Here is a 13,405-nt window from a genome sequence, read left to right as displayed (position 1 = left end):
CCTTGGCCGTACGTCAAGTTGAGGGAGGCGGAGGAGGCCCCTGCGGTCTCCGGCCCCGAGGCAGCGCCGCGGGGCGTTCTGATGGCGTACAAACCCGGCTCTCCCGCTTGCCCGACCCTTTCGCAACACCCCTAGACTGAACTTCCAGCAGGTGGCTACACGCTCGAAAGGCGCCCCCGTGTCCATCGGCAACTCCCCCAACTCCCCTGAAGAGGACCGGCCTTCCGCCGGTCCCGACCGGCCGTCGGTCGGTCGTGTCCTCCAGCAGGCCCGCATCGGCGCGGGACTGACCGTCGAAGAGGTCAGTACGGCGACGCGGGTGCGGATTCCCATCGTGCAGTCGATCGAGCAGGACGACTTCTCGCGCTGTGGCGGTGACGTCTATGCGCGCGGACACATCCGCACGCTCGCCCGTGCCGTCTCCCTGGACCCCCAACCCCTGATCGAACGCTACGACGCCGAGCACGGCGGCCGGCCCTCCCCGACCGTCGCCGCCCCGCTCTTCGAGGCGGAGCGGATCCGATCGGAACCCCGTCGCCCCAACTGGACCGCCGCGATGGTCGCGGCCATCGTCGCCGTCATCGGCTTCGCCGGCTTCACGTTCTTCAGCAGCGGCAGCAAGCACGAGGGCACCCCGATCGCCTCCGACACCGCCAAGGCCGACAAGCCGGGCCCGGCCCGCACCATCCACCCCCGAGCCCCCCAGCCGGCCCAGCCGGCGCCCTCCGACAGCGCCATCGCCGGACTGCCCAAGGACCAGGTCACGATCAAGGTGACCGCCAAGGACGGGCAGAGCTGGGTCTCCGCCAAGGACGCCGACGGCAAACTCCTGCAGGACGGGCTGCTCAAGCAGGGGGAGTCGAAGACGTTCACCGACAAGAAGCGGATCGACCTCGTCGTCGGCAACGCCGGCGCCGTACAGCTGTACGTCAACGGCAAGGAGGTCAAGAAGGTCGGCGACGAGGGCTCCGTGGAGCGGCTGAGCTACACGCCGGGAGACCCGCAGGCCGGCTGAGGAGCCGTGGCCGGAGGGTCTCCGCCGCCCGTCCCGCGCCCCGGGGACGGGCGGCGGAGACCTGCGCGCCATGGGGGTGTCCGGGACGAAGTAGGCTGAGCACCATGCCCGAACGCCGCACCGTCGCCCTTGTCACCCTTGGCTGCGCCCGTAACGAGGTGGACTCGGAGGAGCTCGCAGGCCGCTTGGCAGCGGACGGCTGGGAGCTCGTCGAGGACGCCACCGACGCGGACGTCGCCGTCGTCAACACCTGCGGCTTCGTCGAGGCCGCCAAGAAGGACTCCGTCGACGCCCTGCTGGAGGCCAACGATCTGAAGGATCATGGCCGGACCCAGGCCGTCGTCGCCGTCGGCTGCATGGCCGAGCGCTACGGCAAGGAGCTCGCCGAGGCGCTGCCCGAGGCGGACGGAGTGCTCGGGTTCGACGACTACGCCGACATCTCCGACCGGCTCCAGACCATCCTCAGCGGCGGCGTCCACGCCTCGCACACCCCGCGCGACCGCCGCAAGCTGCTGCCGATCAGCCCGGCCGAGCGCCAGGACGCCGCCGGCGTCGCGCTGCCCGGCCACTCCCAGTCCGATGCCGACGAGCCGGCGGCCCCGCCCCAGGACCTGCCCGCGGGCGTCGCGCCGGCCTCCGGGCCGCGGGCGCCGCTCCGCCGCCGGCTGGGCAACGACCCGGTGGCCTCGGTGAAGCTGGCCTCGGGCTGCGACCGGCGCTGCTCGTTCTGCGCGATCCCGTCCTTCCGCGGCTCGTTCATCTCCCGCCGTCCCTCCGACGTGCTGGGCGAGACGCGCTGGCTGGCCGAGCAGGGCGTGAAGGAGGTCATGCTGGTCTCCGAGAACAACACGTCCTACGGCAAGGACCTGGGCGACATCCGGCTGCTGGAGACGCTGCTGCCGGAGCTTGCGGCGGTCGACGGCATCGAGCGGATCCGGGTCAGCTACCTGCAGCCCGCCGAGATGCGGCCCGGCCTGATCGACGTGCTGACCGGCACCGACAAGGTGGCCCCCTACTTCGACCTGTCGTTCCAGCACTCCGCGCCGGGTGTGCTGCGCGCGATGCGGCGGTTCGGCGACACCGACCGCTTCCTGGAGCTGCTGGAGACCATCCGCGGCAAGGCGCCCCAGGCCGGTGCCCGCTCCAACTTCATCGTCGGCTTCCCCGGCGAGACGGAGAGCGACCTGGCGGAGCTGGAGCGCTTCCTGAGCGAGGCCCGGCTGGATGCCATCGGCGTCTTCGGCTACTCCGACGAGGACGGCACCGAGGCCGCCGGCTACGACGACAAGGTCGACCCCGAGGTGGTCGCCGAGCGCCTGGCGCGGGTGTCCCGGCTCGCCGAGGAGCTGACCGCGCAGCGGGCGGCCGAGCGGGTCGGGGAGACCGTCCGGGTGCTGGTGGACCGGGTCGACGACGAGGACGACGGGATCGTCGGGCGGGCCGCGCACCAGGCACCGGAGACCGACGGGGTCACGCTGCTCACGACCGACCAGGACCTGCGTCCCGGCCGTATGGTCGAAGCAAAGGTGGTCGCGAGCGAGGGCGTGGATCTCGTGGCGGAGGTGCTGTCGGTGGACGGTACGGGGTGTAGCGAGGAGGCGGGCAGATGAGCGGAGCCTCGGCTTCCGCCGCCGGGGGGCCGCGCACCGCGCCGGCCGTCCGGCAGGCCGGGCTGTGGAACATCGCCAATGTCCTGACGATGCTGCGGCTGGTGCTGGTGCCGGCGTTCGTGCTGCTGCTGGTGCACGACGGCGGGACGAGCCCGGCCTGGCGGTCGTTCGCCTGGGCGGCCTTCGCCATCGCCATGATCACCGATGTCTTCGACGGGCATCTGGCGCGCGCGTACAACCTGGTCACGGACTTCGGCAAGATCGCCGACCCGATCGCGGACAAGGCGATCATGGGGGCCGCGCTGATCTGTCTGTCGGGGCTGGGGGACCTGTCCTGGTGGGTCACCGGCGTGATCCTCTTCCGGGAGCTCGGCATCACGCTGATGCGGTTCTGGGTGATCAAGCACGGAGTGATTCCGGCCAGTCGGGGCGGCAAGATCAAGACATTGGCGCAGGGCACCGCCGTGGGCATGTACGTCCTGGTGCTGAGCGGGCCGCTGGCCACCTTCCGCTGGTGGGTGATGGCGGTGGCGGTGGTGCTGACCGTGGTGACCGGGCTCGACTACGTCCGGCAGGCGGTGGTGCTGCGGCGGGCCGGGCTGGCCCGGGAGCGCGCCGAGCGGGCCGGTACCGCCGAGAGGACCGACGCCCGGTGAGCGCGCCGGGCTCTGCGGCGGCCGGGGCACTGGAGGTGCTCGCCGGGCGCGGGCAGAGCCTGGCGGTGGCCGAGTCGCTGACCGGCGGACTGGTGGCCGGCGAGCTGACCGCCGTCCCCGGGGCCTCACGGGTGGTGCGCGGGGCGGTCACGGCGTACGCCACGGACGTCAAGCGGGAGCTGCTCGGCGTGGACGGCGCGCTGCTGGCCGCGCGCGGGGCGGTGGACGGCGAGGTCGCGCGGCAGATGGCGCGCGGGGTGCGGCGGGTGCTCGGCGCGGACTGGGGCATCGCCACCACCGGCGTGGCCGGGCCCGATCCGCAGGACGGGCAGCCGGTGGGCACCGTCTACGTGGCCGTCCAGGGCCCGGACGGCCAGGAATCAGTACGACGGCTGGCGCTGGCGGGGGATCGTGACCGGATCCGTCGTGACAGCGTTCAGGCCGTGCTCGCGCTGCTGTTGAGCGAACTCACAGAAAATGCGCGGGCACAGGATACGGAACAACACGGGGGGAATGGATGTTTGCAGCCCTGAGTGAACACGTACTTGCTCCCGGCACGGCTGCGGCCCGAGGCGGTACGGTGGGGCGAGAAGGATCCGCATCCGAGGTCCGAGGAGGGAGCCAGCGATGATTCTGCTTCGTCGCCTGCTGGGTGACGTGCTGCGCCGACAGCGTCAGCGCCAAGGCCGCACCCTGCGCGAGGTCTCGTCCTCCGCCCGGGTGTCGCTCGGCTACTTGTCCGAGGTCGAGAGGGGGCAGAAGGAGGCGTCCTCCGAGCTGCTCTCGGCGATCTGCGACGCGCTGGATGTCCGCATGTCCGAGCTGATGCGAGAGGTCAGCGACGAGCTGGCGCTCGCCGAGCTGGCCGCCTCCGCGGCGGCGACCGACACGGTGCCGGCACCGGTGCGGCCGAAGCTCAATTCGGTGTCCGTCGCGTCCCTGGCCGGTATGCCCGAGGAGCGCGTGACCATCAAGCCCCCGGCCGACGTCGTGGATGTCGTCGCGGCCTGACACCGCAGACAACGCAGAGCCTTCAGCCCCGGCGGGCAGCAGCCCGCCGGGGCTTGCTCCATGCCCGTGCGGCGTCGGGGCGGATGCCCGGCCGGACCGGCTGGGCTGCTCGGGGCGGAGCCTCGGCCCGTACCATGGGGCTGAATCGGATTATTCGCCCAAATACCAGCAATGCGCCTGAAGTGGAGTATCTGGATGTCTGTGGTCACCAGCACGCTCTCCGATCAAGCCCGCACCGTCGTCGGCAACGCCCTCCAGGGCGCCCTGGTCGATCTGGTGGATCTCTCCCTGGTCGCCAAGCAGGTGCACTGGAACGTCGTCGGTCCGCGCTTCCGCTCCGTCCACCTCCAGCTCGACGAGGTCGTCGCCGTCGCACGGCAGCACGCCGACACGGTGGCCGAGCGGGCCTCGGCGATCGGGGTCACGCCGGACGGCCGGTCCGCGACGGTCGCCAAGACCAGCGGCATCAGCGAGGCGCCGGACGGCTGGGTCAAGGACGGCGACGTCGTCCGGACGATGGTGGACGCGCTCGGCGCGGTCATCGGGCGGATGCGGGAACGGATCGCCGCCACCGACGAACCCGACCCGGTCAGCCAGGACATCCTCATCGGTCTCACCGCCGACCTGGAGAAGCACCACTGGATGTTCCAGGCCGAGGCCCACTGACCGAGGCCCACTGACGGCGGCCCCTCGACCGCGGAGCGCTGACCGGGCGCCGGCCCGCTCCGCCGCCCGGGGGCCCCGGAGCGCACCGCGCGCGCCGGGCGTGCGTCGGTGCGCCCCTGCCGCCGGGTGGTGGGACCGGTCTAGCGTCGGCCCGAGGAGGCAGGCATGGCGAGGCGTGCGAGGCCCCTGCCGGGGCGGTGGATATGCGCGGCGCTCGTCGGGGGCCTGTGGTGCTGGGCGGTGTGCCGGCTGGTCCTGTGGCCGGGGTCGACGGGGCCGGTGGAGGGCGCGGTGGCCACGGCCGGCTGGGGGCTCAGCCTGCTGCCGGTGCACTGCGTTCCGTGGAGCGGGCGGCGTCAGGGGGCGCGGGCCGACCGTACGGGGCGCGGGGGAGTGGCGGCGGCCGTCGAGGAACGGCTCGCCGAGGTGTGGCGGCGCAGTGGGCTGGGACGGCTGGTCGAGGCGTGGCGGCGCACCGGGGTGGGGCGGCGCCTGGAGGCGTGGCGTCGTCGTGCGGCGGAGGATCCGGCCGGTCGTGAGTGACGTGGCGGGCGGTGCCGGCCGTGCCGCGGGAGCCGGGTGTTCCCGGGGGGACGTCAGAGGGTCGGGGGTGCCGGGGGTGCGGACGGCTGGCAGGTGGGGCACCAGTAGGTGACGCGTTCCTCGGCGGCGGGGTCCTGGTCGGCGGTGCGGATCGGGGTGCCGCAGCGCAGGCAGGGGCGGCCGGCGCGGCCGTAGACCCACAGCCGGCGGTCGGGGCGGGCTCCCCCACCGCCCTGGAACGGGCGTGGGCGGTACCCCCACGGGGTGGTGACGCGGGCCGGGCGCTGCTTGTTGGCCTCCAGGAGCTTCTTGGCCAGGGCCGGGGCGCGCTCGGGGGAGGCCAGGCCGCCGACCGGGAGCCAGGGCGAGGCGCCGAGCAGGAAGCACAGCTCGGACTTGTAGACATTGCCGATGCCGGCGAGGTTGCGCTGGTCGAGCAGGGCCTCGCCGAGAGGCCGGTCGGGGGCGGCCAGCAACCGGCGCAGGGCCTCGGTCGGGTCCCAGTCCGGGCCCAGCAGGTCGGGGCCGAGATGGCCGGTGACCCGGGACTCGTCGGCGGTGCGCAGCAGCTCCAGGACGGGGAGACGGTAGCCGACGGCGGTGTGCGCCGCGGTGCCGAGGACCGCCCGGATCTGGTGCGCGGGGCCGCCGCGCCACCGCTCGGCCGGGGCGTAGATCTTCCAGGCGCCGTCCATCCGCAGATGGGAGTGGAGGGTGAGGCCGCCCTCGAAGCGGGTGAGCAGGTGCTTGCCGCGGGGCACCACCGCCAGCACCTCGCGGCCGGTCAGGTCCACCGTGGCGAGGCGGGGGACGCGCAGGTCGCAGCGGGTCAGCGGGCTGCCGGCCAACGCCTGGTGGAGACGGTGCGCCAGCTGCCAGACGGTGTCGCCTTCGGGCATGGGGCCATCATGCACCGCCGGGCGGGGGACCGGGCGCCCCCGTCCGGGCCCGGTGCCCCCGCCCGGCGGGCTCAGCCGCGCAGCCGCAGCCCCCGCGGCGTCGGGTGGAAGCCCGCGGTCTCCAGGACGGGCGCGAACGGGGAGGTGAGGGCGGCGGTGCCGTTGATGCGCTCGGTGGTCAGGGTGCCGACGGCGCCGGCCCGGGCCGCCTCGACGAGAGCCTCGACGGCCGGCCGGAGCCGGGGGTCGGCGGCGGCCTCGGCCGGGTCGGTGCCCAGTGGCCATATCAGCAGGGTCTTGCCGCCGCGCTCCATGTAGAGCGCCAGCTCGCCGTCGACCAGGACGACCAGCGAACCGGCCTTGCGGCCCGGTTTGTGGGTCGCGCCCTCGGGGGGCTCGGGCCAGGACAGGGCGGCGCCGTACGCGTTGGCAGGGTCGGCGGCGGCGAGGACCAGGGCGCGGCGGGGCTGCCCCAGGCCGCCGTCGGGGAAGGGGGCGTCGGCGCCCTCCCGTTGGTTGCTGATCGCCCGCAGCCGGTCCACCGCGCCGTCCATCGCGAACTGGGCGGCGCCCAGCCCCTCGACGACATAGCCGCGGCGGGCCTGCCCGGACTCCTCGAAGACGGACAGCACGCGATAGGCGGCGGAGAAGCCGCCGGCGACCCCTTCGGCGGCGACCGCGCCGCGGGTGACGATGCCGTGCCGGTCCAGGAGCGTACGGGCCAGGGCGTGGGCGCGGCGGGTCGGATCCGGCTCGGGGGCGGGCAGCAGCGACCAGCGGCCGCCGACCGTCGGCGGGCCGGAGCGGGAGGCGGTGGGGCGCGCGGCGGCGTTCAGCGGCCCTCCCCCGAACTCCGCTCGGAGGTGCCCCCACCTGCCGCGGGGGACGGTGCGCCGGGCGCGGTGGGCCGTGGAGCCGGCCGTGCGGCCCGAGCCGAGCAGGGCGCGCAGCGGCGCCAGGGTGTCGTTGGTGAGCCGGCCGGACCAGGCCAGCTCCCACAGCGCGTCGGCGAGCTGCGGATCGGTGGCGTCCGGATGCGTGGTGGCGCGGACCTGGTCGGCGATCTGCCGGAAGAACAGGCCGTAACCGGGGGCGAGGGCGGTCAGCACGGACTCGTGCAGTGCGGTCGGTTCCAGGGGCAGTGGGGGCTGGAGGAGCAGGGGCGCGGTGTCGGCGAGGTGGAGGGAGAGCCAGCCGTCCTTGCCGGGCAGGGCGCCGGCGCCGGCCCACAGCACCTCGCCGGTGGCGGTGAGCTCGTCCAGCAGGGCGGGGGTGTAGCCGCCGACCCGGGACGGCAGGATCAGCTTCTCCAGTGCGGAGGCCGGCACCGGCGCGCCCTGGAGCTGCTCGATCGCCCGGACCAGGCCGTCGATGCCGCGCAGCCCGTACCCGGAGGTGGTGGCGGCGACCGGTGGTGCGGGTGCCCCGGAGGCGGGTGCCGGGCGCGGGACGCCGACGTGCTGCCACTGGGGCAGGAAGGCGGCCAGCGCGGCGGGCGGCACCGGCTCCAGCTCCTCGCGCAGCGCGGCCAGCGAGCGGCGCCGGAGCCGGCGCAGCACCTGGGCGTCGCACCACTCCTGGCCGATGCCCTCGGGATGGAACTCGCCCTGGACCAGGCGGCCGGTGGCGGCCAGGCGGTGCAGGGCGCCGTCGGTGACGGCGGTGCCGAGGCCGAAGCGGGTGGCCGCCTGCTCGGACGTGAACGGGCCGTGGGTGCGGGCATAACGGGACAGCAGATCGCCCAAAGGGTCCTTGACCGGCTCGGTGAACGACTCGGGGACGCCGACCGGCAACGCGGTGCCCAGGGCGTCCCGGAGCCGGCCGGCGTCCTCGACGGCGGCCCAGTGCTCGGCGCCGGCGATCCGCACCCGGATGGCGCGCCGGGCCCGGGCCAGCTCCTCGGCCCAGGCCGGCTCCGCGCCGCGCTCGGTCAACTCGGCGTCGGTCAGCGGCCCGAGCACCCGCAGGGCGTCGGCGACGCCCTCGACGTCCTTGACGCGGCGGTCCTCGGTGCGCCATTGCAGCTCGGCCTCCAGCTCGGCCAGCACATGCGCGTCCAGCAGCTCGCGCAGCTCGGCCCGGCCCAGGAGTTCGGCCAGCAGCCGGGAGTCCAGGGAGAGCGCGGCGGCCCGGCGCTCGGCCAGCGGGGAGTCGCCCTCGTAGAGGAACTGGGCGACGTAGCCGAACAGCAGCGAGCGGGCGAACGGGGACGGCTCCGGCGTCGTGACCTCCACCAGGCGGACCCGGCGGGACTCGATGTCGGTCATCAGCTCCGTCAGACCCGGGACGTCGAAGACGTCCTGGAGGCATTCGCGGACCGCCTCCAGCACGATCGGGAACGAGCCGAACTCGCTCGCGACCTGGAGGAGTTGGGCGGCGCGCTGGCGCTGCTGCCACAGCGGGGTGCGCTTGCCGGGGCTGCGGCGGGGCAGCAGCAGGGCGCGCGCCGCGCACTCCCGGAACCGGGAGGCGAACAGCGCGGAGCCGCCGACCTGGTCGGTGACGAGCTGATCGACCTCGCCGTGCTCGAAGACCACATCGGCGGCGCCCACCGGGGACTGCTCGGGGTCGTACTCCGCGCGGCCTGCGGCGCCGAAGCCGCCGTCGCCGTCGAGGAGGTCCAGGCCCATCAGGTCGGCGTCCGGCAGCCGCAGCACGATGCCGTCGTCGGCGTGCATCACCTGGGCGTCCAGGCCGTAGCGCTCGGCGAGTCGGGCGCCCAGGGCCAGGGCCCAGGGGGCGTGCACCTGCGCCCCGAAGGGGGAGTGGATGACGATCCGCCAGTCGCCCAGCTCGTCGCGGAAGCGCTCGACGACGATGGTGCGGTCGTCCGGGACATGGCCGCAGGACTGGCGCTGTTCGGAGAGATAGGCCAGGACGTTGGCGACCGCCCGGTCGTCGAGCCCGGCGGCGGACAGCCGGGCGGCCGCCTCCTCGGGGGAGAGCGAGCCGATCTCCCGGAGGAACGCGCCCAGCGCACGGCCCAGTTCGAGCGGGCGGCCGAGTTGGTCGCCCTTCCAGAACGGCAGTCGGCCGGGCACCCCGGGGGCGGGCGTGACCAGCACCCGGTCGCGGGTGATGTCCTCGATGCGCCAGGAGGTGGTGCCGAGGGTGAAGACGTCGCCCACCCGGGATTCGTAGACCATCTCCTCGTCGAGCTCGCCCACCCGTCTCCCACCGCCCTTGGCGGAGCTGTCGCCGGCGAGGAAGACGCCGAACAGGCCGCGGTCGGGGATCGTGCCGCCGGACGTCACGGCCAGCCGCTGGGCACCGGGGCGGCCGGTGACGGTCTGTGCGACGCGGTCCCAGACCAGCCGGGGGCGCAACTCGGCGAAGGCGTCGGACGGATAGCGCCCGGCGAGCATGTCCAGCACCGAGGTGAACGCGGACTCCGGGAGCGCGGCGAACGGGGCCGCCCTGCGGACCACGGCCAGCAGCTCCTCGACGTCCCAGGTGTCCATCGCCGCCATCGCGACCAGCTGTTGGGCCAGCACGTCCAGCGGATTGGCGGGCACCCGCAGCGCCTCGATGGCGCCCGAGCGCATCCGCTCGGTGACCACCGCCGCCTGCACCAGATCGCCGCGGTACTTGGGGAAGACGATGCCCTTGGAGACCGCGCCGACCTGGTGGCCGGCCCGGCCCACCCGCTGGAGTCCGGAGGCCACCGACGGCGGCGACTCCACCTGGACGACCAGGTCGACCGCACCCATGTCGATGCCCAGCTCCAGGCTGGACGTGGCGACCACCGCGGGCAGCCGGCCCGCCTTGAGGTCCTCCTCGACCAGGGCGCGCTGCTCCTTGGAGACCGAGCCGTGGTGGGCGCGGGCCAGCAGCGGCGGCGCGCCCTTGGCGGCACCGGACTCGGCCATCAGCTCGGCGGGGCTGTGGTGCTCGGGCAGGGCCGTGCCCATGGTGCGCTCGTAGGCGATCTCGTTGAGGCGGTTGCACAGCCGCTCCGCGAGGCGGCGGGAGTTGGCGAAGACGATCGTGGAGCGGTGGGCCTGGACGAGGTCGGCGATCCGCTCCTCGACCTGCGGCCAGATGGACGGCTTCTCGCCCGTCTCGCCCTCCTGGACGGGGGCGCTGCCGAGCTCTCCCATGTCCTCCACCGGGACGACCACCGAGAGGTCGAACCGCTTGCCGGACGGCGGCTGGACGATCTCCACCCGGCGCCGCGGCGACAGATAGCGGGCCACCTCCTCCACCGGGCGGACCGTCGCGGACAGCCCGATCCGGCGCGCCGGGCGGTCGAGCAGCTCGTCCAGTCGCTCCAGGGACAGCGCCAGATGGGCGCCGCGCTTGGTGCCGGCGACCGCGTGCACCTCGTCCAGGATGACCGTCTCGACGCCGGCCAGCGCCTCCCGGGCCGCGGACGTCAGCATCAGGAACAGCGATTCGGGCGTCGTGATCAGGATGTCCGGCGGGCGGGTGGCCAGCGCACGGCGCTCGGCGGCCGGGGTGTCGCCGGAGCGGATGCCGACCCGGATGTCCGGCTCCGGCAGCCCGAGGCGGATCGCCTCCTGCCGGATCCCCGTCAGCGGACTGCGCAGATTCCGCTCCACATCGACGGCGAGGGCCTTCAGAGGCGAGACGTACAGCACCCGGCAGCGCTTCTTCGGCTCGGCGGGCGGCGGGGCGCTCGCCAGTGCGTCCAGCGACGCCAGGAACGCGGCCAGCGTCTTGCCGGAGCCCGTCGGCGCCACCACCAGGACATCGGATCCCTCGGCGATCGCCCGCCAGGCGCCCTCCTGCGCGGCGGTGGGCGCGCTGAACGCCCCGGCGAACCAGCCGCGGGTCGCGGGCGAGAACGAATCGAGCGCTGCCTCGGTCATGTTCCCCATCGTGCACCGGACCACTGACAATCCGGTCCGCCGCGGCGCCGTCGCCGCGCGGCGTCCACGGTGCGGACACCCTGTCGCCCGGCCGCCGGGAATCCGCACAATGAGGGCATGGGCATGATCAGTACGGAGGGTGAGCCCACCGCGCCGCGGGCCCCTGACGAGTGGGCGCGCCACTGGCGCTACCCCGGGCTGCCCGGCCTCGACCTGCTGCGCGCCCGCTACGTCCGGCACTCCTTCCCCCGGCACGCCCACGACGGGTATGTGCTCTGCGCGGTCACCTCCGGGATCGAGGCGGTCGGCCTGCGCGACGGCGTCGTCCGCGCCGGACCCGGCTCCGTCGTGATGATCAATCCGGAGGCGCCGCACACCGCGCGGGCCGGCGCCCCCGAGGGCTGGGCCTACGCCACGCTCTACCCCTCGGCGGACCTCGTCGCCGGGATCGCCCATGAGACCACCGGGCTGCGCGGCACCGCGGGCTTCGTCCGGACCGTCGCCGACGAGCCCGGCCTCGGCCGGCTGATCGCCGGCGTCCACCGGGCCGCCGAGGCCGGCAACGCGCTGGCCGCCGACAGCCTGCTGCGGATCGTGGTGGCCCGGCTGCTGCGCGGCCACGGGGGACCGCTGCCCGCCCGCGCGTCCCGGGCGGCCGGCGCCCGTACCGCCGCCCGGGCCCGCGCCGTCCTGGAGGAGCGGATGCCCGATCCGCCCACCCTGGAGGAACTCGCCCGGGAACTGGGGACCAGCCCGTTCGCGCTGCTGCGGGCCTTCCGGGCCGCGTACGGCATGCCGCCGCACACCTGGCTCACCGACGCCCGGGTGCGGCGCGCCCGCCGGCTGCTGGAGGCCGGCACCCCGCCCGCCGAGACGGCCGTGGCGGTCGGCTTCACCGACCAGCCGCACCTGAACCGGCACTTCACCCGGATCGTCGGAGTGCCGCCGGGCGCCTACCGCCGGGAGCGCGCGGCGGCGGGCGCAAGAACGTACAAGACCGCGGGGGACGCGCCCTCCTAGGGTCCGGGGCGTGGCTGAACAGACAGATCGCGCAGTACCGGCGGAGATACGCACCGCCCAGGTCCGCGGCCCGGGGAGCCCCGCCACCGGGGCGCACGACGAGCCGCCGTCCGTACCGGAGCGGCCCGACGCGGCCGTCGTCAGGGACGCGTTGGGGGTCGGCGTCGCCGTCGGGCTCTCCGGCTTCGCCTTCGGCGTGACCTCCGCCGGTGCCGGGCTCAGCGTCTGGCAGACCTGCGCCCTGAGCCTCCTGGTCTTCACCGGGGCCTCGCAGTTCGCCCTGGTGGGCGCGCTCGCCGCGGGCGGCAACCCGTTCACCGCCGCGGCCGGGGCCTTCTTCCTGGGCGTCCGCAACGCCTTCTACGGGCTGCGGCTCTCCGCCGTTCTCGGCTACCGCGGCGCGGTCCGGCCGCTGGCCGCCCACTGGATCATCGACGAGACCGCGGCCGTCACCCTGGCCCAGACCGGGCGGCGCAGCGCACGACTGGGCTTCACCGTCACCGGGCTGTCGCTGTACGTCCTGTGGAACCTCACCACCCTCGGCGGTGCCCTGGGAGCCCGGGCGCTCGGCGACACCGCCGCCTGGGGCCTGGACGCGGCCGGCCCCGCGGTGTTCGTGGCGCTGCTCGCGCCGATGCTGCGGTCCGCCGTGGAGCGGTGCACCGCCGGCCTCGCCGTGCTGCTGCTCCTGGTGACGCTGCCGGTCCTGCCCGCCGGCGTGCCGGTGCTGCTCTCGGCGCTCGCCGCGCCCGCCGTCCTCGCCGTCCAGGGACGGTGGCGGCGCAGGCTCGCCCCACAGGAGCGGGCCGGCGCGGACCACGACACCGTCGAGGAGGACCGGACATGAACGTCTGGATCGCGATCGGCGCCACCGCCGTCGGCTGCTACCTGGTCAAGTTCCTCGGCCTGTCGGCGCCCGCCGGCGTCCTGGAACGCCCCCTGGTCAAGCGGTTGGCCGCGCTGCTCCCGGTGGCCCTGCTGGCCGCGCTGACCGCCCAGCAGACCTTCGGCGACGGCGGGCACCTGGTGCTCGACGCCAGGGCCGCCGGGGTCGCCGCGGCCGTCGTCGCCCTGCTGCTGCGCGCCCCGTTCCTGCTGATCGTCGCGGCCGCGGTGGCGGTCACCGCCGGGGTGCGCGCCCTGGGCGGGTGAC

General features: G+C 74.8%; 12 protein-coding genes. 10 read left to right on the top strand and 2 right to left on the bottom strand.

Annotation, left to right across the window (positions count from 1 at the left end):
- Positions 1–178 precede the first annotated feature (178 nt).
- The 7 genes from MOV08_RS12835 to MOV08_RS12805 all read left to right on the top strand — a co-directional run bounded on the left by MOV08_RS12835 (position 179) and on the right by MOV08_RS12805 (position 5,501).
- A complete protein-coding gene (locus MOV08_RS12835) occupies positions 179–1,015 on the top strand; it encodes a helix-turn-helix domain-containing protein (protein ID WP_039632201.1) in 837 nt (278 codons plus the stop codon).
- Between the two features lie 104 nt (positions 1,016–1,119).
- Complete coding sequence (rimO, locus tag MOV08_RS12830) at positions 1,120–2,625, top strand: 30S ribosomal protein S12 methylthiotransferase RimO (protein ID WP_039632199.1); 1,506 nt, start codon at positions 1,120–1,122, stop codon at positions 2,623–2,625.
- Positions 2,622–3,281, top strand: coding sequence for a CDP-diacylglycerol--glycerol-3-phosphate 3-phosphatidyltransferase (gene pgsA / locus MOV08_RS12825; RefSeq protein WP_039632197.1), 660 nt, complete (start codon positions 2,622–2,624; stop codon positions 3,279–3,281). Before rimO ends, pgsA begins: the two co-directional genes overlap by 4 nt.
- Positions 3,278–3,814: a CinA family protein gene (locus MOV08_RS12820; RefSeq protein WP_073449265.1), complete on the top strand. Its 537-nt coding sequence runs from the start codon at positions 3,278–3,280 to the stop codon at positions 3,812–3,814. The genes pgsA and MOV08_RS12820 overlap by 4 nt, the downstream gene beginning before the upstream one ends.
- A gap of 94 nt (positions 3,815–3,908) precedes the next feature.
- Positions 3,909–4,292, top strand: coding sequence for a helix-turn-helix domain-containing protein (locus tag MOV08_RS12815; RefSeq protein WP_039632193.1), 384 nt, complete (start codon positions 3,909–3,911; stop codon positions 4,290–4,292).
- Between the two features lie 195 nt (positions 4,293–4,487).
- A complete protein-coding gene (locus MOV08_RS12810; RefSeq protein ID WP_039632191.1) occupies positions 4,488–4,958 on the top strand; it encodes a Dps family protein in 471 nt (156 codons plus the stop codon).
- A gap of 165 nt (positions 4,959–5,123) precedes the next feature.
- The gene (locus tag MOV08_RS12805; RefSeq protein WP_039632189.1) at positions 5,124–5,501 is read left to right on the top strand and encodes a hypothetical protein; all 378 of its coding nucleotides are present in this window, start codon (positions 5,124–5,126) and stop codon (positions 5,499–5,501) included.
- Positions 5,502–5,554: 53 nt separating this feature from the next.
- Here MOV08_RS12805 and MOV08_RS12800 read toward each other — a convergent pair whose 3' ends face one another.
- Positions 5,555–6,400 carry an Fpg/Nei family DNA glycosylase gene (locus MOV08_RS12800; RefSeq protein ID WP_275307546.1) on the bottom strand — a complete coding sequence of 282 codons (846 nt, stop codon included), beginning with the start codon at positions 6,398–6,400 and terminating at the stop codon, positions 5,555–5,557.
- A gap of 71 nt (positions 6,401–6,471) precedes the next feature.
- Positions 6,472–11,232, bottom strand: coding sequence for an ATP-dependent helicase (locus MOV08_RS12795; protein WP_275307545.1), 4,761 nt, complete (start codon positions 11,230–11,232; stop codon positions 6,472–6,474).
- A gap of 117 nt (positions 11,233–11,349) precedes the next feature.
- Between MOV08_RS12795 and MOV08_RS12790 the strand changes: the two genes are divergently transcribed.
- Genes MOV08_RS12790 through MOV08_RS12780 form a run of 3 tightly spaced genes read left to right on the top strand, consistent with a single transcriptional unit; the run spans position 11,350 to position 13,404 of the window.
- A complete protein-coding gene (locus MOV08_RS12790; protein ID WP_275307544.1) occupies positions 11,350–12,252 on the top strand; it encodes an AraC family transcriptional regulator in 903 nt (300 codons plus the stop codon).
- 10 nt (positions 12,253–12,262) lie between these two features.
- Complete coding sequence (locus tag MOV08_RS12785; protein ID WP_420834149.1) at positions 12,263–13,099, top strand: AzlC family ABC transporter permease; 837 nt, start codon at positions 12,263–12,265, stop codon at positions 13,097–13,099.
- Positions 13,096–13,404 (top strand): AzlD domain-containing protein, encoded by a 309-nt coding sequence (locus tag MOV08_RS12780; protein WP_039632180.1) that lies wholly within the window; start codon positions 13,096–13,098, stop codon positions 13,402–13,404. The genes MOV08_RS12785 and MOV08_RS12780 overlap by 4 nt, the downstream gene beginning before the upstream one ends.
- Position 13,405 lies beyond the last annotated feature (1 nt).

The sequence above is a fragment of the Streptomyces yunnanensis genome (assembly GCF_029011865.1).
GTDB classification, from domain to species: Bacteria; Actinomycetota; Actinomycetes; order Streptomycetales; family Streptomycetaceae; genus Streptomyces; species Streptomyces yunnanensis.
This window is presented reverse-complemented; position numbering and strand designations above follow the sequence as displayed.

Excerpts from the sequence above, each read along its gene's own strand:
- rimO (WP_039632199.1), top strand. The coding sequence starts at position 1,120 with ATGCCCGAACGCCGCACCGTCGCCCTTGTCACCCTTGGCTGCGCCCGT.
- pgsA (WP_039632197.1), top strand. The coding sequence starts at position 2,622 with ATGAGCGGAGCCTCGGCTTCCGCCGCCGGGGGGCCGCGCACCGCGCCG.
- MOV08_RS12815 (WP_039632193.1), top strand. The coding sequence starts at position 3,909 with ATGATTCTGCTTCGTCGCCTGCTGGGTGACGTGCTGCGCCGACAGCGT.
- MOV08_RS12810 (WP_039632191.1), top strand. The coding sequence starts at position 4,488 with ATGTCTGTGGTCACCAGCACGCTCTCCGATCAAGCCCGCACCGTCGTC.
- MOV08_RS12805 (WP_039632189.1), top strand. The coding sequence starts at position 5,124 with ATGGCGAGGCGTGCGAGGCCCCTGCCGGGGCGGTGGATATGCGCGGCG.
- MOV08_RS12800 (WP_275307546.1), bottom strand. The coding sequence starts at position 6,400 with ATGCCCGAAGGCGACACCGTCTGGCAGCTGGCGCACCGTCTCCACCAG.
- MOV08_RS12795 (WP_275307545.1), bottom strand. The coding sequence starts at position 11,232 with ATGACCGAGGCAGCGCTCGATTCGTTCTCGCCCGCGACCCGCGGCTGG.
- MOV08_RS12790 (WP_275307544.1), top strand. The coding sequence starts at position 11,350 with ATGGGCATGATCAGTACGGAGGGTGAGCCCACCGCGCCGCGGGCCCCT.
- MOV08_RS12780 (WP_039632180.1), top strand. The coding sequence starts at position 13,096 with ATGAACGTCTGGATCGCGATCGGCGCCACCGCCGTCGGCTGCTACCTG.